Here is a 24343-nt window from a genome sequence, read left to right as displayed (position 1 = left end):
GGCCTACCTCACATCAGCGAGAGGACTCGATATGTCGGACGCGAAACGGATCGCCTGGGGCAAACCGCGTCATCCCACCGACGCCGACCGCGACGCCCTCCGCGAGGACCTGCTCGCCAAAGCACGCGCCGTGCGCGGCGACGGCTGGGCCGGCCACCGCGCCGAATGGCCCGCCGGTCAGGTGGCTGTGGTCGCCTATGTGCTGGGCGACGCCGAAGTCCTCGCCGAACTCGAGGAGAACGAGAGCACCGTCCTGAGCCGCTACGCCGCCGACCTGTTCGGCTTCGTCGGTGGCCGCAAGGACAACGAGAAGGGCCTCGTCGACACCCAGGCCTGGTTCGACGCGGTGCGCAAAGCCCTCGGTAACCCGGCGTCGTGATCACCTGGTCGGCGATCGACCGACCAGGTGGGCTAGGTGCGGAGCACGCATTCCGTGCGTGAGTAGATGGTCGGCACGCATTCGTTGCAGTGCGTGCACAGGGAACGGGTCGTCGCGTCGGTGTGCCAGCGGCGGATCAGGTCCGGTTCGCGCAGCAAAGCGCGGCCCATGGCGACGAAATCGAAACCGTCGTCGATGGCCTGCTGTGCGGTCGGGCGGTCGGTGATGCCACCGAGCAGGATGATCGGCAGCGTCAGCTCTTCGCGGAACCGGCGCGCCTTGTCGGCGAGATAGGCCGGGCGGTAGGGGTATTCGCGCAGGAAGCCCTTGCCGACGAGCTGGAATCCCCACCGGGTCGGCACCGGCAGCGTCTTCGCGAAGTTCTTGCGCGGCGCGTCACCGCGGAAGATCGCCATCGGATTGAGCAGGGAGCTGCCCGCGGTGAGTTCGAGGGCGTCGATCGCGCCGTCGTCCTGCAACCAGGTCGCCACCTGTAGCGACTCCTCGATCGAGAACCCGCCTCGCACACCGTCTTCCATGGTGAGCTTGGCCGTCACGGCCATCGTGTCGCCGACGGCGTCGCGCACGGCCTTGACCAGTTCCCTGGCCACCCGCGCCCGGTTGACCAGCGACCCTCCGTAATCGTCCTTGCGCCGATTGAGCATCGGGCTCAGGAACGAGCTCGCCAGATAGTTGTGCCCGAGATGCACCTCGACGGCGTCGAACCCGGACTCGCGCGCGAATCGCGCCGCCCGCGCGTGCGCCGCGACGACCTCGGCGATCCCGAGCGCGTCCGGCACCTTGGTGAAGCGCATGCCGAGTGGATTGAACATCCGGCTCGGCGCCAGCGCGGGCGCCTGATTCGACTTGGCGTTCGCGACCGGTCCGGCGTGCCCCAGCTGCGCGCTCACCGCCGCGCCCTCGGCGTGCACCGCGTCGGTGAGCCTGCGCAGGCCGGGTACCGCCTCGTCGCGCATCCAGATCTGATGCCGGTCGGTGCGCCCGCCCGGCGCGACCGCGCAGTAGGCGACCGTCGTCATCCCCACCCCGCCTTCGGCGACCTCCCGGTGGAACTCCACCAGGTCGTCGGTGACGAGTGCGTCCGGTGTGCGCCCCTCGAACGTGGCAGCCTTGATCACCCGATTACGCAGGGTGAGCGGACCGAGAGTGGCGGGTGCGAGGACATCGCTCATGTGCAAAAGTGAAACACGTTACAGTCCTGCGGGCAATGGGGGATCTCCCGCTGAGTGGGCCGAAACGACAACGGCCCGCCTGCGTGGAGAGCGGGCGGGCCGGTCGAACGGGCACTGCGAACTACCAGCGGTCGGGCGTGACCGGGGCGTCCCAAGCCTTCGCGAAGCGGGTCTTGTCCTTGGTGTCCACTTCCTTGCGGCGGTAGACGATGTAGGGGCGGGTGAGGTAGCCGATCGGGGCGCTGAACATGTGGACCAGCCGGGTGTAGGGCCAGGCGGCCACCAGAACGAGAACGACCAGACCGTGCAGCTGGAAGGTCCAGGGGACGCCGACCATCAGGCCGGGTTCGGGGTTGATCGAGAACAGACTGCGGAACCACGGCGACACTGTGGTGCGGTAGTTGTAGGTGCCCCACAGCAGGTTGGAACCCCAGGTGTTGAGCAGACCGGTGACCAGGGCCAGGGTCAGCAGCGTGTACATCATGACGTCGTTGCGGCTGGTGTTCTTGCGCACGGCGGGAATGACGATGCGGCGATAGCACAGGATGGCCACGCCGGCCACGACCATCAGGCCCGCGATCGACCCCGCGCCGACCGCGACGATGTGGTACGCGTGCTCGGAGATGCCGATCGCCGAGGTCCAGGACTCGGGAATCAGCAGACCCATCACATGCCCGCCGAACACCCCGAGCATGCCGAAGTGGAACAGCGGGCTGCCCAGTTGCAGCAGCTTGGACTCATAGATCTGCGAGGACCGGGTGGTCCAGCCGAACTGGTCGAACCGGTAGCGCCAGACATGGCCCAGCACAAAGGACGTCGCCGCGATGTAGGGCAGGATCAGCCACAGGCCTTCGGGCAGGGGGATGGTTGCGTTCATCGGCGGCCTTCTGTTGCTTCGAAGAGGGCGGGGTCCATGGCGTACGGCTCGAGGCCGACCTCTTCCTCGGGCGGACCCTGGGCGGCGAGTTCGGCGATGCGCCTGCGGTCGGCGGTGGTCACCGGCGGCAACGTGGTGAGCACCGCGCCGAGGACGCCGCTGTAGGGAGAGTTGTTGTCGCCCAGCGACAGTCGCAGCAGCTCCATCACCGGTACGTGCTCACCGAGCAGGCGTTCGCCGCCGATCGGGTCGATGGTCGCGGCGAATTCCAGCAGCACCGGCAGGTGGTCGGGCAATTCCTCGTCGCCGAGTTCCACCCCGGCCTGGCGGTAGGCGTGCTTGAACCGCAGCAGTGCCATGCCGCGCTTGCGGGTGTCGCCGAAGGCGTAGAACGTCAGGTGCAGGCTGGCGCGGCGGCGCATGTCGAAGGTCTCGACGTAGCTCTGCGCCACCTCGATCGCCGGGGTATCGCGCAGATAGGCGAATACCTCGGCGAAGTGCGCCTGTACCTCGTCGGGCAATTGCGCTGCGGCTTCGGACAGCTGGTCGAGCATGGCCAGCATCTGCTCGCCGGGATAGTCGAGCAGCAACGCCGCCAGCCGCCACACGACCAGGCGGTCGTGCTCGGCCATCTCGGTGACCGGTTGGGGCCGTTTACGAATCGACAGCAGGCTCATGGCGCGACACCACTCACGGGGTTGTCGGCGACGGCAGCGCCGTTGCTGCCGTTGCCGTTACCGGCGCCGTTGCCGGTCTTCCCGTTACCAGCGGTGCCGCCGTTCGCGCTCGGCAGAAGTCCGCTGGTGCTGCGACCGTCCCAGTTGAGCAGGTTGATCCGGCCCGACTTCTCCTCCGGCGCGGCCTGATTGACATCGGAGAGCGAGAACTTCTCGACGACCTGATCGAACGCGGTCATTCCCGGTCCGCCGTCGGTGTCGAGACTGCACCCGGTGGCCAGCGAATCCAGTTCGTGCGCCTTGGACGTCGCGCCCATCGGGATCACGTACCGGTGCTCGTACTTGGCGATGGCGAGCAGCCGGTACATGGCCTCGATCTCCTCGGGCTCCAGCCCGATCGACGGCGCGATGTGGGCCTCGGGCTCCTCACCCAGGTTGACCGAACGCATGAACGCGCGCATCCCGGCCAGCCGCTGCAACGAGGACCGCACCGGCCCGATCTCCCCGGCGGTGAACAGCTCGGCGAGGTATTCGAGCGGGATGCGCAGTGCGTCGATGGCGCCGAACAGGTTGCGCACGTCCTCGCCGTCGTGACCGGTCTCGGCGAGCACATCGACGACCGGCGACAGCGGCGGCACATACCAAACCATCGGCATGGTGCGGTATTCCGGGTGCAGCGGCAGCGCCAGCTGGTAGTCGACGATCAGCTTGTAGACCGGCGAATCCTGGGCGGCCTGAATCCATTCCGGCGAGATGCCCGCCTTCTCGGCCTCGGCGATCACGCGCTCGTCATGCGGGTTGAGGAACACGCCGAGCTGCGAGGTGTAGAGGTCCTGCGGATCGGTGACCTGGGCCGCTTCGAGCACCGCGTCGGCGTCGTAGAGCATCACGCCGATGTAGCGCAGCCGCCCGACACAGGTTTCCGAGCACACGGTCGGGATGCCGACCTCCACGCGCGGGTAGCAGAAGGTGCACTTCTCCGCCTTGCCCGTCTTGTGGTTGAAGTAGATCTTCTTGTACGGGCAGCCGGTGATGCACTGGCGCCAACCACGGCACTTGTCCTGGTCGACGAGCACGATGCCGTCTTCCTCGCGCTTGTAGATCGCGCCGGAGGGGCACGACGCGGCGCACGAGGGGTTCAGGCAGTGCTCGCAGATGCGCGGCAGGTAGAACATGAAGGTCTCTTCGAACTCCAGTTTCACCTTGGTCTCGAGCTTGCCGAGGATGGGGTCCTTGCCGACCTGCTCGGGACCCGAACCCAGGTCGTCGTCCCAGTTCGCGCCCCAGGTGACCTTGGTGTCCTCGCCGGTGATCAGCGACTTGGGCCGCGCCACCGGGGTGGTGTCCATGGGCGGCGACGACAGCAGGTTGTCGTAGTCGTAGCTCCACGGCTCGTAGTAGTCGTCGACCGTGGGCAGGTCGGGGTTGGCGAAGATGTTCATCAGGCGCTTGAATCGCGAGCCCGACTTCAGGGTCAGCTTGCCGCGCTTGTTGAGCGTCCAGCCACCCTTCCACTTCTCCTGGTCCTCGTACTGGCGCGGATAACCCTGTCCCGGACGGGTTTCCACATTGTTGAACCAGACGTACTCGGTGCCGCCACGGTTGGTCCAGGCCTGCTTACAGGTGACCGAGCAGGTGTGGCAGCCGATGCACTTGTCCAGGTTCATGACCATGGCGAGCTGTGCCATTACGCGCATGTCAGTACTCCACGTTCTGGTTGCGGCGGCGAATGGTGGTGACTTCGTCACGCTGGTTACCGGTCGGGCCGTGGTAGTTGAGGGCGAAGGACTGCTGGGCGTAGCCGCCGATCAGGTGCGAGGGCTTGATCAGCACCCGGGTGAGCGCATTGTGGATACCGCCGCGCTTGCCCTTGGCTTCCTTGGTGGTGTCCTCGGCGCCTTCGATGCGCGGCACGTCGACCGCGCGGTCCTGGGCGTGGTACATGAAGACCGTGCCCTCGGGCATGCGGTGCGAGACGATCGCGCGGGCCACGACCACGCCGTTGCGGTTGATCGCCTCGATCCAGTCGTTGTCCGCCACCCCGATCTTCTTGGCGTCGACATCCGACATCCAGATCGTCTGACCGCCGCGCGAGAGCGTGAGCATGTGCAGGTTGTCCTGGTACGCCGAGTGGATCGACCACTTGGAGTGCGGGGTCAGGTAGCGCACGGTGAGACCGTTGCCGCTCACATTGCCGATGCTCGGCTCCGCGAACAACGCCGACATGTCGAGCGGTGGACGGAAGATCGGCAGTTGCTCGCCGAGTTCGATCATCCAGTCGTGGTCGAGGTAGAAGTGCTGGCGGCCGGTGAGGGTGTGCCACGGCTTGAGCCGCTCGACGTTGATGGTGAACGGCGAGTACCGGCGTCCACCGGATTCCGAGCCCGACCATTCCGCCGAGGTGATCACCGGCACCGGGCGAGCCTGGGTGTCGGCGAAGGTGATCCGCTTGCCCTCGGCCTCTTTCGCGAGGTCGACCAGTTCGGTGCCGGTACGCCGCTCGAGCGCCTCGAATCCCTCGACCGCCAGGCGGCCGTTGGTGGTGCCCGACAGCGACAGGATGGCCTCGGCGGCGTGGGTGTCCTTGGCCAGCGAGGGCCGGCCCGCGGCGATGCCGGAGACGATGGTGCCGTTCTGCCCGGCCAGGTAGGCCACTTCTTCCTCGGGGAAGGTGGTGACGCCCTTGGTCGTCAGGCCGAGCTTCTCCACCAGCGGCCCGAGCGCGGCCAGTTTCTCCGCGATCTTGGTGTAGTCGCGTTCGATCTCCACGATCTTGGGCATGGTCTTGCCCGGGATCGGCTCGCACTCACCGGCTTTCCAGTCCAGCACCTTGCCGCCCGCTTGTGCCAGCGCATCGGGCGAATCGTGTTGCAACGGCACCGCGACGATGTCCTTGCGGGTACCCAGATGCTTTTCGGCCAGCCAGGAGAAACCGCGTGCGATCCGGTGGAACGCCTCGAAGTCGGTCTTGGCCTCCCACGGCGGGGAGATGGCGGGGGAGAACGCGTGCACGAACGGGTGCATGTCGGTCGAGGACAGGTCGTGCTTCTCGTACCAGGTGGCGGCGGGGAGCACGATGTCGGCGAACAGCGTGGTGCTGGTCATCCGGAAGTCCAGTGCGAGCAGCAGATCCAGCTTGCCCTCGGCGCCTTCCTCGCGCCATTCCAGTTCCTGCGGGCGCACCCCGGTCGCATCGGTGGTCTGCAGGTTGGAGCCACAGCCGAGCAGATGCTTCTGGAAGTACTCGTTGCCCTTGCCCGAGGAGCCGAGCAGGTTCGCGCGCCACACGGTGAGCACGCGCGGGAAGTTCTCGGGGGCGTCGGGGTCTTCGCAGGCGAAGCGCAGGTCGCCGGACTTCAACCCGTCGACGACGTGCTCGGCGGGGGTCTTGCCTGCTTCGGCGGCCTCGTCGGCCAGGTCCAGGGGGTTGCGGTTGAACGTCGGGTAGCTGGGCATCCAGCCGAGGCGACTCGCCAGCGCGATGTTGTCAGCGGCGGTGCGCCCGGCGAACTTGCCCTTGCCCAGCGGCGAGGCGAACGAGTCCGAGGTGAACGGGTCGTAGCGCCACTGATCATTGGTGAGGTACCAGAACACGGTGCCCTGCATCTGACGCGGCGGGCGCTGCCAGTCACTCGCCGACGCCAAGGTGGCCCAACCGGTGACGGGACGGCACTTCTCCTGGCCGACGTAGTGGGCCCAGCCACCACCGTTCTTGCCCTGACAGCCGGTGAGCAGCGTGAGGGTGAAGAAGGCACGGTAGATCTGATCGGAGTGGAACCAGTGGTTGGTGCCCGCGCCCATCAGGATCATCGAGCGTCCGCCGGAACGTTCCGCGTTGTCGGCGAATTCGCGTCCGATGCGGGCCGCCTGAACGGCGGGCACTCCGGTGATGGCCTCCTGCCAGGCCGGGGTGTACGGCGACTCGGCGTCGTCATAACCCTTCGCCCACTCGCCCGGAAGACCGTCGCGGCCGACACCGTACTGGGCCAGCAGCAGGTCGAACACGGTGGTGACCCGCTTGCCCGCGACGATTTTCGTCGGCACACCACGGATGATCGACCCGGCGACGTCGGTGTCGAAACGCGGCAGCGCGATCGTGGCCGGTGCGTCGTCGGAGTGGCCGAGCAGGGTGAGCAGCGGGTCGACACCCTCGAGGTCGAGGTTCCACTTGCCCGCGTCGCCCTCGCCGAAGCGGTGGCCCAGCGAGCCGTTGGGCACCACCGGGTTGCCCGCCTGGTCGAGCAGGACCGGCTTGTGTTCGACGCCTTCGCCGGTATGCCCGAGATCGGCGGCGGTGAGGAATTTGCCGGGAAGGGCGCCGTCCTGATCTGCCGCCTCGTCGAGGCAGATCAGGTACGGCAGATCGGTGTAGGTCTTGATGTAATCGGTGAACATCGGAGTCTGCTTCTCGATGAAGAACTCCTTGAGCACCACGTGCCCCATCGACATCGCCAGCGCGGCATCGGTACCGGGCCGCGCGGCCACCCATTCGTCGGCGAACTTGGTGTTGTCGGCGTAGTCGGGGGAGACCACCACGACCTTCTGGCCGCGGTAGCGCGCCTCGGTCATGTAGTGCGCGTCGGGGGTACGGGTCACCGGGACGTTGGAGCCCCACATGATGAGGTAGCCCGCGTCGAACCAGTCCGCCGACTCCGGTACGTCGGTCTGGTCACCGAATACCTGCGGCGAGGCCACCGGCAGGTCGGCGTACCAGTCGTAGAACGACAGCATGTAGCCGCCGATCAGCGAGACGAAGCGGGCGCCGGTGGCGTGGCTGACCATCGACATCGCGGGGATCGGCGAGAAGCCGGCCACCCGGTCGGGGCCGTACTGCTTGATCGTGTAAACATGCGCGGCGGCGGCGATTTCGGCGGCTTCCCACCATTCGGCGCGCACGAATCCGCCCTTGCCGCGCGCGGTCTTGTAGGCCTTGGCCTTGGCCGGGTCCTCGACGATGGACTCCCACGCCAGCACCGGGTCCTTGAGCTCGGCCTTGGCCTTGCGGTACAGGTCGAGCAGCGTGCCACGCACATACGGGTAGCGCACGCGGGCCGGGGAGTAGGTGTACCAGGAGAAGGACGCGCCACGGGGGCAGCCGCGCGGCTCGTACTCGGGCTTGTCCGAACCCACCGACGGGTAGTCGGTCTGCTGGGACTCCCAGGTGATCACGCCGTCCTTGACGTAGATCTTCCAGGAGCACGAGCCGGTGCAGTTCACGCCGTGGGTGGAGCGCACCACCTTGTCGTGCGACCAGCGGTCGCGGTAGAACTCGTCGGCATCGCGACCACCGACCTTGTAGACGGACCGGTTGTCGGGCGATACCTCGCCCCGCTGGAAATACTTACCGAGGTTCAGCAATGTGTCGCCGAAATCGGCGGGCGACGGACCTTGCGTGCGCGAATTAACCACGACGCCCCCTTCGAGCTGTGAAATCGGGCTGTTGGGGGAAACTGTAAGGAGGCGGACTCCTTCGGCAAAACGAACTTTTCACATCCGGATTCGGACCCCGGTGAGCTGTGAGGTCGGCGAAATGTCGTGGTCACGGGGGAGGTTCGCGACGACGCCCGCGATCGGGGGCTCACCAGGGTGAACGAGCCGCGAGCTGGCAGAATGCGGTGATCGGGCGGTGCGTCGGCAGGTCGGCGGTGATGCTTCGGAAACGACTGGTTCTCCCGCGGTTTACATTTGTTTACACACCCGGTGTGCCCGCTGAACAGCGCTGATGTGACGCCACACACAACTATGGTCGGGTCGGGCCCGCCTCGGGGCGGTCGACGGTGGCGGCGGGGATCACTGGTGCTCGCCGGTCGCCGGGCTCGGCGGGAGGCGTTTTCGGGTCGATCCGCGGTGAACCGGGGCCGACCGGTCGGCGGCGGGGATGTCCGGCGGGGGTGTGGATCGCGACGGTCGTGGTGGAGCGGTGCGGAATCCTATAGCACTGCTGAACGGAACGAATCAGAATCCTTTTAATTCGGTTCGGCACACCGCATTTCGTGACCACGCACACAGTTGCCCACCGGTAACTACCCAAATGACGGGGCGCCAATATAAAGAAACGGCATCTTTTCCGGTCGGCGGTTGGCTCGAGGTTGAATAGTCATCCAGGATGAGCCCGTGCAGACAGGGAGGGTTGGGGTGATACCGAAGCCATCGTTCGACGGGCCTGACGGGCCGCCGAAACCGCCGACGCTCGGCGGGTTGCTGCGGCGACTTCGCGACGATCGGCGGATTTCGAGGGAAAAGCTCGCCTTCGCGGCGGGGGTCAGCTCCAGTTACATCACGCATTTGGAGAGTGGGGACCGCGACCGGCCCACGCACGCGGTGATCGAGGCGCTCGTCCGCTACCTCGACCGGATCGCGCCGGTGACCGATATCGAGCGCAGACATCTTTTCGATCTTGCCGGGCTCGCCCCGGTCGACAACCCGACCGTCGACGATCTGCGAGCCGAGATCAGCACCGAGATGCGCCGCACATTGGCGCTCCAGGAACCCGATCTCGCGGCTTACGTCGACACGCGCTGGAACGTGCTGGCGGTCAACGAATCCTATGATCGCGCGTTTCCCGGACTGGTCGAGGACGTCAATATTCTGCGCTGGTTCTTCGGCAACCCGTTGTCGCGCAAAGTAATGGTCGAATGGGAGACGGAGTCCACGCTCACCGTGCACTGGCTGCGCGGTCTGATCGGCCAGCAGGGCGGCGGCGACTGGGCCACCGAATTGCTCGACGAATTGGCGCAGTACCGCGACTTCCGCCGCATCTGGGACGACGGCGACACCGTCTACGGCCGCGAGCACACCGCCATGCGGCTGTGCGATCTGCACACCGGCGAGAACTACACCGTCGACGTCCAGCTGTTCCGGCTCGACTCCGTCGCCTACCCCGGCCGCATCCAGTACTACCTGGGTGTTCGCGGTCCCGACCGTTAGATCCCGGCGACCGCCACCGGCTCGACCGCGTACGGGGTGCAGGCCGTGACCAATCCGGCCAGTGCCGCGGCGACCTGCTCGGGATGGGTCAGCGCGCAGCCGTGTCCCGCGCCTGCCACCGTGCGTACCTCGCCCGCCCCCGGCAGCCCGGCGGCCAACCGCGCGCACTTGTCCGCGGTGCTGCTGTGGTCGTGTTCGCCGCGCAGCACGAGCGCGGGCACGGTGATCTCGTTGAGCCGCCCATCGACCGAATCGCGGCCGATCAGGCAGTCGGCCGCCGGGCGGATGGCGCTGCGATCGCCGGCCAGCCAGCGGGTGATCCAGGTCTGCCAGATCTGCGGGTCGGTGCCGCCGATCAATCGTGGTGCGAGGTCTTCGGCCAGTGGCCGCAATGCGCCCGTGCCGCACCATTCGTCGAAGAAGTTCTCGTAATAGGTTTCCTCGTCTCTGGTGCACGCGTCGGCCTCGGTATCGAGCAGTGCCAGTCCGGTCACGCGTTCGGGAGCGAGCAATGCCATTCGCAATGCCGTGTATCCGCCCTGGCTCATGCCGCCGACAATCGCGTGCTCGATGCCGAGCGCGTCGAGAACCCGCAGGCCGTCGGTGGCCAGATCCCAGTAGTCGAACCGCGGGTTGTCGCCGTATCCGGTGCGGCCGTGACCCCGGGCGTCCCAGGCCACGACATTGATATCGGTGTGCGCCAAGACTTTCCGGATCGGGTCGAACATGGATTCGTCCATGAGGAATCCATGGGCCAGCAGCAGCGTCGGACCGTGGACGGCATCGGTGCGGAAATGGACGTTCACGGAATCGGAGTGTACGAAGGGCATTGTCGAAACATACAAGCCATCCGGTCGATTTCGCCCGGTTGCGGACTGAATGCGGTACTCCCGTCTGGGGTACTGCCGGTCCTGTGAATTCACTGGCGAGTGTATGTACCTCACCGGGGACAAATATTTGTGCGCGCCCTGTGGACATGTGTGTTCATGACCGATTGGATAGGGGGCGTACCGATATTCGGCTCGAATCGGAAAATGGGGATTTTGATGAGGGTGACGGAGCAGGGGCTGGACGCCCATATAAGTCTGGCCGCCGCGGGCGACAGTGTCTCGGCGACATTCGCGGTCTGCGACGCGGAGGGCAGGGCGATCTGGTACGGCCCGTTCATCGACGCCGACGCCGACCATCCGCGCGGCGACCAACTCGCGGCCACGATGGGGGCCGCGGGCCGCGCGATCTGGCTCGCGGGCCGAGCACGCGAGGACACCGGGGTCGAGAAGGTGACATTGCACCTGGCGGTCAGCGAAGAGGGGCTCGACGCCATCACCCTGGCCTGCACCGCGTCGATGGCCGGGCTCGCACTGGATCTGGTTGTCACCGACGACAATCCGGCACTGGACTGGTGCCAGGCGTTCGGCAGGCTCGACTGGTCGTCGGGACCGTTGACCGGTCTGGTCGATCCGGAAATGCCACAGACGATTCCGGCACTCCGGGCGATCACCGGCGGCCTCGACCAGCAGACCGAACCACAGGAAAGGCTCGTCATGCACGAACTAGCACTCGATCCCTCGATGGAACTGCGCTCGGCACTGGAAAGTCTGCTGCTGCACGACGCTATCGGCATGGACGCCAAGATGCGCCACGCCATCGCCGCCGTCGTCCACCTCGCCGTCGACACTCCGCATGGCCCGCCCGAGGACGCCGAGGAATTCCTCGGCCGCCTCGACGCCTCCTGGCTGGTCGCGGCCTGGCTCGGCCACGACACCGAACTCTCCCTCATCGCCACCCTCGCCGCCGGTGAGATCCCCGCCCTGTCCTGGTGCGAACTGATGTTCACCACCACGCTGGCGCCGTGGTCGATCAGCCCGGTCGCGGTTCACGCGCGACGGGTGTTCGGGGCGGTGCAGCGGGGGTCGTTAGGCCCGGTCCGGGCTCAGGTCGGCTGAGAGGCGCTGGGACTCAGCGCTCTACGACCCTGACGCCGAGTTCGCGTAACCGGGGAAGGACTTCCGGGGCAAACAGCGCTCTCGGAAGGATCAGTGGTGTGGTGCCATATTTCAGGACCGCGCAGTCCGCGCGAACGATGACTTCGGTGACGATCGAAAACGGTGCGCGCAGCATGAAGGTGGCGCCCGCCAGTACGACCGCGTCGGTGCCGAACTGCGCCGCGAGGCCACTCGCGACCGGCAGCATGCCCTGATACTGGCGCAGGGCGTTCTCCGACGGCCGACGCATCCAGAACCGAATCGTCAGCGCAAGAAGTGATGCGAGGATCAGCGCCGACAGCGCACCGGGGACTCCGTATCCCAGTGCGCCGAACGCACAGGCCTCGGTCAGCAGGAACACGATGGCGAGCGGACCCCAGACCGGCCGGCGCCACGGCTCGAGGCGGCGCGCGACGGTGAGTCGGTACGCGGTATCGGCGGCGATCACCGTGTGCACCTGGGGGTGTGGGAGCCGAGGAAGCGGTGGCAGCGAGGCCGGGCGCGCTGTGGGGTCGGCGCCGACGAGCTCGCGCAGTCGCGTGAACAGCGGGTCGGGGAACAGCTCTCGGGGCAGGGCGACGTGCCGATTGTCGAAACCCAGCGTGACGATGCGGCGGGTGGCGCTGACCGAGCGAATACGGTCGTAGCCGATCCGGGTACGCGACGAACCCTCGGCCAGGTCGAGCGCGTCGGCACCGAGGGTGATGGCGCAACTGCCGGTCGTGACATCGGACCGGGACAAGCTCCGGAACTGGCGACGGAGCGAGAAGTACATGGCGACCAGCACATACGCGACGATCACACCCTGGAACACCAGTATCGATTCGAGGGGGAGACCGAGCCAGAGCAGCATGATCGTGCTCGTCGGTACCGCGATCGCGAGGAGGATCCCGATGTACCGTGGCGCCGCCCGCAGCGCATTGTGCCGGGCGAGCTGCGCGGCTGTGCCGGGTGTCAGCACGAAGGTGGCGTCGGGGGCGTCCAGTCCCGGGATCTCGGGTGCGAGCTGGGTGAACGGGTCGACGTCTGTCGGCGGCATCGTCTGGATGAACGCTGGTGCCGGTGGATCTGTCTGCTGCGGGGCGGGTTCGAGGCTTGGCCCCTGGTCGTTCATGGAAGCAGACTAGTGGGCCGGTAACTGCGGATCTATGTCAGCGAAGGAACTCACCCAGCGGTGGGGTGGGCGTGGGGGATTGGGTTCGTCGGGGCGGTGTACGCCGACGACTTGCCAGCCCGCGGCGACGGCGGCGTCGAGTTCGTCCGGGTGGTCGGAGAGGAACAGGATGTCCGGTGGGGAGACGCCGATGCGGTCGGCGATGGATTCGTAGGAGGCGGGTTCGCGTTTGGGGCCCGCGGTCACCAGGTCGAAGTGGTCGGTGATGAGGCCGGACAGATCGCCCGCGTCGGCGAAGGTGAACCAATCGCGTTGGTTGCGTTCGGATCCCGAGGAGTAGACGAAAAGCTGGAAGCCGTCGGCGTGCCATGCTTTCAAGGCGGGTGCCACGTCGTCGAAGAAGCGGCCACGCAGTGCGCCCGCGCGGAAGCCCTGGGCGCAGATCGCGCCCTGCGCTGTCTTGAGCGGCTCGGCTTTGATGTCGGATTCCAGCCAGCCGCGCAGGATCTCGGCGACGCGCTCGGGTCCCGCATCGGGTTCACCGGCGAGCTCGCGGGTCGCGGTGAGCACCGAATCGGCTGTGCCATCGGTGTTCTCGGACAGCCAGGTGGGCAGGTGGGCGGACGTGTAGCCGTAGAGGTCGGTGCGGACCGCGTCGGTGGGGCTGGTGGTGCCCTCGATGTCGAGGACGATCGCGCGGGTCACGCGAGCAGTTCATCGAGCGTCGGGAAGCCCGCGCTGATCTTGTCGCCGGTGAAGTCGCCCACCCAGCCGTCGGCCTCCTCGAAGAAGCGGATGGCGATGAAGTCGGGGGTGGTACCCATGTCGAACCAGTGCAGGGTGCCCGCGGGGACGGAGAGCAGGTCGCCCGCTTCGCAGACCGTCGCCAGCACGGCGTCGCCCACGTGCAGGTAGAAGCAGCCGCGGCCGGCGGCGAAGAAGCGCACTTCGTCCTCGGCGTGGCGGTGCTCGTCGAGGAACTTCGCGCGCGCACCGGCGGCGACGGCGGGCCACTCCGGGTTGTCGGCGTCGGGGTGGATACGGGCGACGTCGATGTGCTCGTAGCGGCCCGAGGCGTTGAGTTCGGCGATCTGCGGGCCGTAGTGGGCGAGCAGGGTGTCGGAGTCGGTCGCGGCGGCGTCGGCGAGCACCTCCCAGTGTGAGTACGCGATGCCGTGCTGGGCCAGCTCGGCGCCGATCTCGGTGGGGTCGGTGGTGCGCACCCGGACGTCGGCGGCGTTGTCGGCGGCCATCACTTGCAGCAGGGTCATGTCGGTCCGATCTCGAGGGGCGTGGCGTCGGTTCGTCCGGTGCGGGCGATCAACTCGCACAGGGCTTCCAGGCATTCGGCGCGATCACGCGCCTGGGCGAGAGTGTCACCCCAGGTGGTGATCCCGTGCCCGGTGATGAACAGAATCGGTGGTGCGGCAGGGTTTTCGCGCAGGTAGGTGTCGATGTCGGCGCCGATCCGCGCCACATCCGGCCAGTTCGGGAACACTGGGATGACGACCGTCGACGGGTCTGCCAGTCCGAAGCCTTTGATCAGTTCGAAACCGCTGATCCGGACAGGGGTTACCGCGTCACCGGGGCGTGCGGCGGTGGTAGCCAGCGCGGTGGCGAACGGGGAGTGCACGTGCACGACCGCGCCGGCAGCGCGGGTGCGGTAGACGGCGGTGTGAATGCTGGTCTCCGCGGAGGGTTTCCGGCGCTGGCCAGGGCGCGGGGTGGTATCGGCGATCGCGACGAGCACCGTGTCGTCCGCGCACAGTTCACCTTTGGACAAACCGCTGGCGGTGATGAGCGCGTCCTCGCCCCCGCCCGGTTGGGCCGGGGCGATCCGCACCGAGATATTGCCCGCCGTGCCCGGCATCCACCCCCGCTGGTAGAGCTGACGCGCGGTGGTGGCGATCGCCAGACCTGGTTCGGCGAAAGCCGGGTCCGCTGCCGGACCCGGCGCGCTGCCCGCGCCAGCGGGAATCGCCCGGCCCCGGTCATCGAACGAATCCGAATTGCGGTAGACGACACCGTTTTCGGTGACGACCGCGGTGACGAGGTCGGTGGGCGTCACGTCGAAAGCCGGATTGAACGCCGCAGTGTCGGCCGCCGCCGTCGCGACCCCACCGAACCCGGTCACCTCCGCCGCGGCCCGCTGTTCCACCACGATCTGCGCGCCGGTCGCCATCGCGGTATCGCGGGTGGACTCCGGCGCGACCACGATGAACGGAATGCCGTGGTGGCGGGCGGCCAGAGCCAGGGTGAAGGTGCCGATCTTGTTGGCGACATCGCCGTTGGCGGTGATCCGGTCGGCGCCGACCAGCACGGCGTCGACCTGACCGGTCGCCATCGCCCAGGCGGCGGCGGAGTCGATGGTCAGGCGATGCGGAATGCCCGCCTCGGCCAGTTCCCACGTGGTGAGCCGCGCGCCCTGCAACAGCGGGCGGGTCTCGTCGACGATCACGTCCGCGACGGCGCCGCGCTCGTGCAGCACCCGCAACGTGCCGATCGCGGTCCCCACCGCGCTGGTGGCCAGGCGCCCGGTATTGCAGTGGGTGAGCAGGCGCAGCGGCTGCGCACCGCACAGGCGTTGCACCAGATCGGCGGCGTGGGTGGCGGCGGCCAGGTTGACCCGCCCGTCCTCGGCGAGCATGTCGAGAGTCTCGGCCAGCACCGCGTCGGCGCCCTCGGCGATCCGGGCTCGCACCCGGTCGACCGCCCATGCCAGGTTGACAGCGGTCGGCCGGGCCGCGGCGATCCTGTCGGCCTCGGCCTGCACAGCGGCCACGTCGACCACGTCACCGGCTCGACAACCCGCCTCGCCGGGCGAGTGACTCGGCGCGTCCCCCGAGCCGCCGCGAGTGTGCGCCCTGGTGGCGATGACCACGCCGAACGCGCCCGCGATCCCGATCGCCGGAGCGCCGCGAACGGCGAGGGTGGTGATCGCCTCGATGATCTCGTCGACGGTGCGCAGGCGCAGTTCCCGCACCTTGTGTGGCAGTCCGCGCTGGTCGATGGTGACAAGCGCACCGTCGTCCCAGATCAGGGAACTGTCGTCCATCTCCGTCGTCCTGTCTGCGTGGCATTTCCGGCTGATAAACGGTATCCGACCTGGTCGCGACTCGATCCTCGGGGCCCGCGCTGAGCGGCGCCCGTCGAATGAGCGGCGGTCCGTCATTCCGCGGCGTACTCGGCCTCGCGCTCCACCGCGTCGATAGTGCGCTGCGGGACCTGCACGGGGCCAGGCGTGTAGGTGATCGCACGCAGGCTCCCGGTATAGCGGAACGGCCCGCGGCGTTCGCGCAGATCCCACGAGACCGGACCGCGCGCGTCGACGCCGACGGAGATCCCGGTCCACGGCGCCATACCGACCAGTTGCACCTGGTCGGTGAGTTCCGCGAGCGGCGTGCCGTCGACCTGGATGGTGAAGTCCCAGCGCAGACGCGGCTCGATCGTGGCTCGGACGGTGATCTCGCGCGTCCCGATGGGCAGCGGCACGCCCACCGACGCATACCGCCCATAGCTGTTCACTCCGAGCACTACTTCGCCGTCCTCGATGTAGAGCAGGTACCCGCCGAGCGGGTCACCGTGCGCCACGAGCACGCCCTCGTCACCGAGCTGGAATCCGGCCACCTCGGCCCGCTCCGCGACATCGGGTGCTGCGTCCGAAGCACGCGATGTCGCGGGCGCCGTCGCGCCGGCGGGCGGTCGGGCCCCCGTCAGGTCGGCGGTGATGGTGAAGTCGCGGTAGGCGATGAGGCGCTGCGAGCGGTAGCGCTCGAGGGTGGGGGTGCCGGGGAGGAGGCGGACCGGCGCGGCGAATCGGGCTTCCTCGGGGCGGCGGCGGAACAGGTCGGCGCGCGTCAGCAGCGGGAAAACGGTGTTGGCCCAGGCCGATTCGTCCCATGCGGTGGCGAGTTCGGCGGCCTTGTCCGGGTACTGCGCCGAAAGATCGTGCAGCTCTGTGGGGTCGGCGCGCACGTCGAACAGTTGCCAGTTCGGCGCGTCGATGTCGGCGTCGGCATCGTGTAGCGACAGCAGCTTCCAGCCGTCGCGGTAGAAGCCACGATGACCGGTCATCTCGGAGTACTGCTCGGTGTGGCGGGTCGGGGCTGCCGGATCGCGCAGCAGCTCGGCCGCCGAGATCCCGTCGAAGTCTTTGGCGGGCAGCCCGTTACGCACAGAAGGACGGTCCAGGCCCGCCAGGTCGAGCAGGGTGGGCGCGAGATCGGTGACGTAGGCGTACTCATGGCGAATACCGGAATCGGTGCCGGTGCGTGGCAACCCCTTCGGCCACGACACCACCAGCGGCACTCGCACGCCGCCGGCGAAGGTCTGGCCCTTGTAGAACCGGAACGGCGTGTTGGACGCCTGACCCCAGCCGCGCGGGTAGTGCACGCCCAGCTTCGCGGTGCCGATCAGGTCCTCGTCGTGCGGGACATCGCCCACCCAGTCGGGATCGTCGATGTGGGCGAACTCGGCGAAATAGGAGCGCGTGCCCTCCGGTCCGCCCTCGGCGGTGCCGCCGTTGTCGGAGGTGAACACGATGATGGTGTTGTCCAGTTCGCCGAGGTCGTCGAGCAGGTCGACGATACGACCCAGGCTCTGGTCGATGCTGTCGACCATGCCCGCGTACACCTCCATGTACTTGGCGTAGCGCCGCTGCTCGTCGGCCGACAGCGAATCCCACTCCGCCGCTTCGTAACCCGGCTCGGTGTTGCGCGGCTTCTGCTCGGTGCCAGGCGGGAACAAGCCCTGGGCCAGCTGTTGGGCGAAGCGTCGCCTGCGCAGTTCGTCCCAGCCCTGGTCGTAGCGACCCCGGTACTTGGCCTGATCCTCGGCCTTGGCCTGCAACGGCCCGTGCATCGCCACGTGCGCGAAGTACAGGAAGAACGGCTTCTCCGCGTCGTGGGCGCGCAGGTCCTTGATGTAGGACAGCGCCTTGTCGGTGAGATCGTCGGTGAGGTAATAGCCCTGCGGGTACTCCTGCACGTCGACCACCGAGCTGTCCGAGACCAGCTGGTTGGGATAGTAGAAGGAGTTCAGACCCTCCAAAGACCCGTAGTAGCGGTCGAATCCGCGTTGGGTCGGCCAGGAGTCCCGATGCGCCGACGGGTTCATCGTGGCGTCGCGCACCAGATGCCATTTGCCCACCGCGTAGGTGGCGTAGCCGTTGCCGCGCAGTATCTCCGGGAGCGTGAGTACATCGTCGGCCAGTTCCAGGCGCAGGCCGGGGTAGCCGGGGTCGGCATTGGCCACGAAGCCGAAACCCGCTCGGTGGGAATTGATGCCGGTGAGCAGCGCCGCGCGCGAGGGCGAGCACAGTGGCGTCGTGTGGTAGTTCGAGAGTCGAACGCCCTGGGCCGCGAGGCGGTCCAGGGTCGGTGTCTCGATCTCGGAACCGAACGGGCCGATATCGCTGTAACCCATGTCGTCCACGAGCACGACGACGATGTTCGGCGAGCCGGCGGGCGCGGTGGGTGGATACGTCCAATCGGGGGTCGACTCCGCGGATGTGCGACCGGCCGAGCCGCCGAAGGATGCGTAACCGCGAGCATGGGGTGGAACAGGCATTCTGGCAGTAAAGGCGACGTATTCGCTGGTCACCAGGGTTATGTGCAGTGTGCGTGGAATCGGTGACCGGTCCGCCGCAACTTGTTAGCGTCACTGCCGTGCCCACGAATCAGCCACCCTGCTGCTGTTCGTGTCGCGTCCTGCGCGGCTGACGAACGCCCACGACGTTCGCGGCCGAGCCGATGTGTTCCCTTTCCTGCGGTGCGCTGTGCGCACCCTCCTCGGCCCGCAGCGCGGGCTGATGCGTCTTCGAGGATCTTCACGATGAGTTCAACGGCGAGTGGCTTCGGCCGCCGAAATTTTCTGCGCACCAGCGGCATCGCCGCCGCGGCTATCTTCGGCGGTGCCGCACTGGCGGCCTGCACCTCGGCGGTCTCGGAGCAGAAGGCGGGCGGGGACGACGCGACGCCGGTGCGCGGCGGCACCCTGAAGGTCGGTATCCGTGAGGACCTGGTGCCCGCGAACCTGCTCACCAACACCGCGGCGACCCCGGTCGTGATCGGCCTGGTCTACGAATCGCTGATCCGCTACCCGAACGACACCCTGGAACCGCAGCCGTTACTGGCCAAGTCGTGGCAGCTCGCCGCCGACGGTCGTTCGCTGAGCCTGGACCTGCGCGACGACGTGAAGTTCCACAGCGGGCGTCCCTTCACCGCCAAGGATGTGGAGTTCTCGCTGCGCACCTACGCCGACGCCAAATGGTCGGCGCAGCTGCGTAGCTCGGCCGCTGCCGTCACCGGTTTCGACATCGTCTCGCCGACGCGGATCGTGTTGCAGCTCGCCCATCCGCTGAGCAACATCTACGACCTGCTCGACACCGTGCCGATCCTGGACAGCGAAACCGCGGACAAACTCGGCACCGGCGACACCTACATCGGTACCGGCCCGTTCAAATATGTCGAGCGGGTGCCGAACTCGCAGTTGATCTTCGAGAAGAACCCGAACTACTGGGTGCCCGAGCGCCCGTACCTCGACCGGGTCGAGGTCTCGATCATCCCCGACCCGAACGCGCTGCTCAACGCGTTGAAGTCCGGTCAGATCGCCGTGGCGCGCGAACTCGGCTACCGCGATGCCGAAAATCTCGGCAAGAGCGGCGGATTCACGGTGCACGACCTCGAAGGCGCCGAGCTGCAAGCCTATGTCGGCGTCAATGTGACCGAGCCGTCGCTGGCCGATGTCCGGGTCCGCCAGGCCATCGCCTTCTCCCTCGACCGCGACCGCATCATCAACGAGGTGTTCCGGGGCGCGGGATATCCGCTGAACGTGCCGTGGCCGAAGAACTCGCCCGCCTTCGACGAATCCCGCAACACCAAGTACAAGCGTGACATCGACAAGGCCAAGCAACTCCTCGGCCAGACGGCCAAGCCGCCGAAGCTGCCGCTGACCTTCGCCCCCGGTTACGGCGAGGTCGCCCAGATCGTGCAGGCCAATCTCGCCGACGTGGGTATCGAGGTCGAACTCGACCCGGTCGACGCCGCAACCTTCGTCAAGCAGCTCACCGGCCAGCAGTTCCGCGGTCTGTGGGTCACCGACCATTCGTGGGCGCAGTTCGTCCCGTCGACTCTCACGGTGAGCGCCTACCCGTTCAACGCCCGCCGCAATGCCTCACGCTACGAATCGCCCGCCTACACCGCGGCCGCCGACACCGCGTGGCAGCTGGCGCAGGGCACCGGGCCCGAAGCGGTCCGCGCCTACCAGGCGGTCACCGACCAGCTGCTCGAGGGGCTGTTCCTGATCGAGATCGGTGTGCGTTTCCAGCAGTACTCCACCGTCAGCAAGGTGCACGGTTTCGCCTGGACCAAGCGGCGCGAGCCCGTCCTCACCGACACCTTCCTGTCATGACGCGCTACCTGCTGCACCGGCTCCCCTCGGCGCTGCTGGTGTTGTTCGGCGCCTCGGTGCTGATCTTCCTGCTGCTGCGGCTCGTTCCGGGTGACCCCGCCACCATCCTGGCGGGCAACGACGCGACACCGCAGACCATCGAGGTGATCCGCCACCAGCTCGGCCTCGACCGATCGATCCCGGTGCAGTATCTGCAGTGGCTCGGCGACGTGTTCACCCTCGATCTCGGTCGCTCCTACATCATCGGCGGCGAGATCACCGACCTGGTCGGCCGCGGGCTCACCAACACGCTGGTGCTCACGGTGACCGCACTGCTGCTGGCCGTGCTGGTGAGCCTGGTCGTGTCGGTGGCGTCGGTGCTGTGGCCGAGCCGCTGGCTCGATACTGTTGTCGCCGCGGCCAATACGATCGCGGTGGCGCTGCCGACCTTCGTGGTGGGACCGCTGCTGGTGCTGGTGTTCGCCGTCGCGATTCCGGTGCTGCCCGCGGGCGGGGTGCCGCCGGACGGATTCATCGCCCGGCCCGATATCGCCGTGCAGTACCTGCTGCTGCCCGCGATCTGCCTCGCGTTGCCGGTGTCGGCGGCGCTCACCCGGTTCCTCACCGAAGCGCTGCGCACCGAACTCGCGAAACAGTATGTGCTGACAGCACGTTCACTCGGCGTCGGATATCGCGAGATCGTCACCCGTGGCGCACTGCGCAACGCGCTGCCGACCATGCTCACCGTGCTCGGCATCCAGACCGGGCAGCTGCTCGGTGGTGCGGTGCTCGTGGAGGCGGCCTTCGTGTGGCCGGGGATCGGGCAGCTCATCGAGCAGGGGATCAGTCGTCGTGACTATCCGCTCGTGCAGGTGCTGTTGCTGCTGTCGGTGGCGGTGTTCGTGGTGATCCAGCTGATCACCGATGTCGCGCACGCGTGGCTGGACCCGCGGATTCGCATCGGAGGACGCTCGTGACTGGCGCGAAAACCACGGTGGCTGTGGATCGATCACCACGGCACGAGGGGCCCTTGCGCGCACTGCGTCGTGGGCAGGGGCTGGCCGGGGTACTGCTGGTCGCTGTGGTGGCACTGGCCGGGGTGTTCGCCGGGCTGCTCAGCTCCTACGATCCGCTCACCCAGATCCCCGGCGCCAACCTGCTGGGCCCCAGCGCGCAGCACTGGCTCGGCACCGACCACCTCAACCGTGACGTGGCCGCCAGGGTGCTGGCCGGTATCCGGATCGACCTGCTGATCGCGCTGCTCGCCGTGCCGATCGGGGCCCTGGTCGGTGCGCTGGTCGGGCTGGCCGCCACCGTCCATCCGATCGCGGACGTGACCGTCCAGCGGGTGTTCGATCTGATCCTGGCCTTCCCCACACTGATCTTGGGGATCACGCTCGCCGCGATCACCGGGCCCGGCTGGCACGCGGTGGTCATCGTGATCATCGCCGCCGAGATCCCGATCTTCGGCAGGCAGATCCGCACGGCGGTACTGGCCGTGCGCGAACAACCGTTCGTGGAAGCCTCGGAGGTGATCGGCGCCGATACCTGGTGGACCTTGCGAAAGCATGTGCTGCCCAATGTGATCGAACCGCTCGGCGTCCAGTTCGCGCTGTCGCTGTCGGTGGCGGTGTTCATCGAAGGCGCGATGAGTTTCATCGGGATCGGCGTGCTGCCGCCGCAGCCGTCGCTGGGTTCGCTGATCGCAGGCTCGATCGCCAACCTCGACGCCAACCCGTGGATCGCGATCGGACCGCTGGTCGTGGTGGCCGCGTTGACCCTGGGATTCCTGTTGATCGCCCAAGCATTGGGCCGGGCAAGGAGATTGGCATGAGCACACCATCCGACCAGCTCGACCCCGTGCTCGACATCGACGAGTTGACGGTGAGTTTCGGCGACCGGACGGTCGTCGACCGGGTGAGCTTGCGGGTTCGCCGGGGTGAAGTCGTCGCCCTCGTCGGGGAATCCGGCTCGGGTAAGTCGCTCACCGCGCGATCGGTGCTAGGGCTGCTGCCGGAGACCGCGCGGGCAGGCGGCTCGATCCGGCTCGCGGGCACGCAGGTCGTCGGGGCCGCCGAATCGGCGTTGCGGGACCTGCGTGGAACCAAGGCCGCCATGGTCTTCCAGGAACCGCAGACCGCGCTGAACCCGGTGCAGAAGATCGGCACCCAGATCGCGCAGGCGCTGCGCGCGCACGGCGTGACCGACAAGGCCACCGCGCGAACCCGCGCGATCGAACTGCTCACGGCAGTGGACATTCCGGAGCCGGACAAGCGCCTCGACTGGTATCCGCATCAGCTCTCCGGCGGGCAGAAACAGCGCGTGGTCATCGCACTCGCCCTGTCCGGCGAGCCGGCACTGCTCATCGCCGACGAACCGACCACCGCACTCGATGTCACCGTGCAGGCCGAGATCCTCGCGCTGCTGCGCACCCTGCAACGTCAGCGCGGGACGGCGATCCTGTTCATCACCCACAACCTCGGGGTAGTCGCGGAGATCGCCGACCGGGTCGTGGTGATGCGCGAGGGGCGGGTGGTCGAAGAGCAGACGGTGTTCGGGTTGTTCGCCGAACCGGGCGAGGACTACACGCGGACGCTGCTGGCGGCGGTGCCGCGGTTGCCCGCGGTGTCGTCGCGGGGTGGAGATCCAGAACCTGCCACCGATGCCGCGGCGGACAGTGCCGCCCCGGATGCTGCCGAGATCATCGAGGCTTCGGTCGACGCCGGTGCGCCGGGTGGTGACAGTTCCACAGTGCAGGCCGACGACAGCGAAACCGGTGCGGTCGGTGCGTCCGACCACGACGACGAGCCGGCGGACCTGGCCGACGAGCCGGCCGATGCGCCGTCGGAGGGCAGTGTTCGCAGGATTCTGCGGCGGGTCGTCGTGCGTGGGCCCGCGGTGGTCGCCGAGAAGGGCGGCGGGCGTGGCGAGTCCGAGTACCGCGACGTGCTGCGGATCGACGACCTGTCCGTGGTGTACCCGGGACGCCACGGTGGCGCGTCCTTCCCCGCCCTGCAGGATATTTCGCTCACCCTCGGTCCACGTGAGGTCCTCGGGCTGGTCGGTGAATCCGGGTCGGGCAAGAGCACACTGGGGCGCACCGCGCTCGGACTCGTGCCCGCCACCACGGGACGAGTAGAGCTGCAAGGTGTCGCGCTGGCGGGGTTGTCGCGGCGCGAGCTGCGCGGACTGCGCAAGCATGTCGCACTGGTGCATCAGGACGTGAGTGCCTCACTCGATCCGCGACGCACTGTCGCCGACTCGATCGGCGAACCGTTGCAGGTGCATCGGGCCGCATCGGGGACTCTGTTGCAGGCCAAGGTCGAGAACCTGCTCGAATCGGTGCGGCTGCCGAGGGATTACGCGCAGCGCAGGCCGGGGGAGTTGTCCGGCGGGCAGCGTCAGCGGGTGGCGCTGGCTCGGGCGCTGGCCTTGGCGCCGCGCCTGCTGGTGGCCGATGAGCCGACCAGCGCGCTCGATGTGTCGGTGCAGGCGCAGGTGCTGGACCTGTTCGCCGACCTCCGTGCCGAGTACGGCTTCGCCAGCTTGTTCATCAGTCACGATCTGGCCGTGGTGCACCAGGTCGCCGACCGGGTTGTGGTGCTGCGGCAGGGCCGGATCGTCGAAACCGGCGAGGCGCGCGCGGTATTCGCCGCACCGGCTCAGGAGTACACCCGCCGCCTGGTCGACGCGGTACCCGTTCCCGATCCGTCGACGGCTCGGCGTGGGCGGGACGGATCCGGGGCAGGCGCGCTGCTGAGCATCGGGGCATGACGTGGACGAGCCGCCGGTAGCGATACCG

The 24343-nt window shown here is 67.7% G+C and carries 18 protein-coding genes; 7 read left to right on the top strand and 11 right to left on the bottom strand.

The window, feature by feature from the left end:
- Positions 1–31: 31 nt before the first annotated feature.
- Positions 32–379 carry a hypothetical protein gene (locus tag ACWF99_RS26770; RefSeq protein ID WP_452537697.1) on the top strand — a complete coding sequence of 116 codons (348 nt, stop codon included), beginning with the start codon at positions 32–34 and terminating at the stop codon, positions 377–379.
- A gap of 32 nt (positions 380–411) precedes the next feature.
- Here the strand turns inward: ACWF99_RS26770 and ACWF99_RS26765 are convergent, their stop codons facing one another.
- The 5 genes from ACWF99_RS26765 to ACWF99_RS26745 all read right to left on the bottom strand — a co-directional run bounded on the left by ACWF99_RS26765 (position 412) and on the right by ACWF99_RS26745 (position 8535).
- Complete coding sequence (locus ACWF99_RS26765) at positions 412–1572, bottom strand: NADH:flavin oxidoreductase (protein WP_378632789.1); 1161 nt, start codon at positions 1570–1572, stop codon at positions 412–414.
- 121 nt (positions 1573–1693) lie between these two features.
- Positions 1694–2449, bottom strand: coding sequence for a respiratory nitrate reductase subunit gamma (narI, locus tag ACWF99_RS26760; protein WP_378632791.1), 756 nt, complete (start codon positions 2447–2449; stop codon positions 1694–1696).
- Positions 2446–3126: a nitrate reductase molybdenum cofactor assembly chaperone gene (gene narJ / locus ACWF99_RS26755; protein WP_452537696.1), complete on the bottom strand. Its 681-nt coding sequence runs from the start codon at positions 3124–3126 to the stop codon at positions 2446–2448. The genes narI and narJ overlap by 4 nt, the downstream gene beginning before the upstream one ends.
- Positions 3123–4814, bottom strand: a complete 1692-nt coding sequence (gene narH, locus ACWF99_RS26750) for a nitrate reductase subunit beta (RefSeq protein ID WP_378633453.1) — start codon at positions 4812–4814, stop codon at positions 3123–3125. Before narH ends, narJ begins: the two co-directional genes overlap by 4 nt.
- Positions 4815–4824: 10 nt before the next feature.
- Positions 4825–8535, bottom strand: coding sequence for a nitrate reductase subunit alpha (locus tag ACWF99_RS26745; protein ID WP_378632796.1), 3711 nt, complete (start codon positions 8533–8535; stop codon positions 4825–4827).
- Between the two features lie 705 nt (positions 8536–9240).
- On the opposite strand from ACWF99_RS26745, the gene ACWF99_RS26740 reads away from it, so the two are divergent.
- Positions 9241–10053, top strand: a complete 813-nt coding sequence (locus tag ACWF99_RS26740; protein ID WP_452537695.1) for a helix-turn-helix transcriptional regulator — start codon at positions 9241–9243, stop codon at positions 10051–10053.
- On the opposite strand, the gene ACWF99_RS26735 is transcribed toward ACWF99_RS26740, so the two are convergent.
- Positions 10050–10859 carry an alpha/beta fold hydrolase gene (locus ACWF99_RS26735; protein WP_452537694.1) on the bottom strand — a complete coding sequence of 270 codons (810 nt, stop codon included), beginning with the start codon at positions 10857–10859 and terminating at the stop codon, positions 10050–10052. The two genes, ACWF99_RS26740 and ACWF99_RS26735, sit on opposite strands and share 4 nt — an antisense overlap.
- Before the next feature lie 240 nt (positions 10860–11099).
- On the opposite strand from ACWF99_RS26735, the gene ACWF99_RS26730 reads away from it, so the two are divergent.
- Entirely contained in the window at positions 11100–11999 is a 900-nt protein-coding gene (locus tag ACWF99_RS26730; protein WP_452537693.1) for a hypothetical protein, read from the top strand.
- 13 nt (positions 12000–12012) lie between these two features.
- Here ACWF99_RS26730 and ACWF99_RS26725 read toward each other — a convergent pair whose 3' ends face one another.
- The 5 genes from ACWF99_RS26725 to ACWF99_RS26705 all read right to left on the bottom strand — a co-directional run bounded on the left by ACWF99_RS26725 (position 12013) and on the right by ACWF99_RS26705 (position 18720).
- Complete coding sequence (locus ACWF99_RS26725) at positions 12013–13152, bottom strand: hypothetical protein (protein ID WP_452537692.1); 1140 nt, start codon at positions 13150–13152, stop codon at positions 12013–12015.
- A gap of 9 nt (positions 13153–13161) precedes the next feature.
- Complete coding sequence (mtnC, locus tag ACWF99_RS26720; protein ID WP_452537691.1) at positions 13162–13857, bottom strand: acireductone synthase; 696 nt, start codon at positions 13855–13857, stop codon at positions 13162–13164.
- A complete protein-coding gene (locus ACWF99_RS26715; protein ID WP_378632812.1) occupies positions 13854–14423 on the bottom strand; it encodes a 1,2-dihydroxy-3-keto-5-methylthiopentene dioxygenase in 570 nt (189 codons plus the stop codon). Before ACWF99_RS26715 ends, mtnC begins: the two co-directional genes overlap by 4 nt.
- Positions 14420–16207: an S-methyl-5-thioribose-1-phosphate isomerase gene (mtnA, locus tag ACWF99_RS26710; RefSeq protein ID WP_452537690.1), complete on the bottom strand. Its 1788-nt coding sequence runs from the start codon at positions 16205–16207 to the stop codon at positions 14420–14422. Before mtnA ends, ACWF99_RS26715 begins: the two co-directional genes overlap by 4 nt.
- Positions 16208–16320: 113 nt before the next feature.
- A complete protein-coding gene (locus tag ACWF99_RS26705; protein ID WP_452537689.1) occupies positions 16321–18720 on the bottom strand; it encodes an arylsulfatase in 2400 nt (799 codons plus the stop codon).
- 264 nt (positions 18721–18984) lie between these two features.
- On the opposite strand from ACWF99_RS26705, the gene ACWF99_RS26700 reads away from it, so the two are divergent.
- Genes ACWF99_RS26700 through ACWF99_RS26685 form a run of 4 tightly spaced genes read left to right on the top strand, consistent with a single transcriptional unit; the run spans position 18985 to position 24315 of the window.
- A complete protein-coding gene (locus ACWF99_RS26700) occupies positions 18985–20562 on the top strand; it encodes an ABC transporter substrate-binding protein (protein ID WP_452537688.1) in 1578 nt (525 codons plus the stop codon).
- Positions 20559–21518, top strand: a complete 960-nt coding sequence (locus ACWF99_RS26695) for an ABC transporter permease (RefSeq protein WP_378632822.1) — start codon at positions 20559–20561, stop codon at positions 21516–21518. The genes ACWF99_RS26700 and ACWF99_RS26695 overlap by 4 nt, the downstream gene beginning before the upstream one ends.
- The gene (locus ACWF99_RS26690) at positions 21515–22375 is read left to right on the top strand and encodes an ABC transporter permease (protein ID WP_378632825.1); all 861 of its coding nucleotides are present in this window, start codon (positions 21515–21517) and stop codon (positions 22373–22375) included. The genes ACWF99_RS26695 and ACWF99_RS26690 overlap by 4 nt, the downstream gene beginning before the upstream one ends.
- Positions 22372–24315: a dipeptide ABC transporter ATP-binding protein gene (locus ACWF99_RS26685; protein WP_378651900.1), complete on the top strand. Its 1944-nt coding sequence runs from the start codon at positions 22372–22374 to the stop codon at positions 24313–24315. The genes ACWF99_RS26690 and ACWF99_RS26685 overlap by 4 nt, the downstream gene beginning before the upstream one ends.
- The last annotated feature ends 28 nt before the right edge of the window (positions 24316–24343 follow it).

Source organism: Nocardia sp. NPDC055002, assembly GCF_053608825.1.
This window is presented reverse-complemented; position numbering and strand designations above follow the sequence as displayed.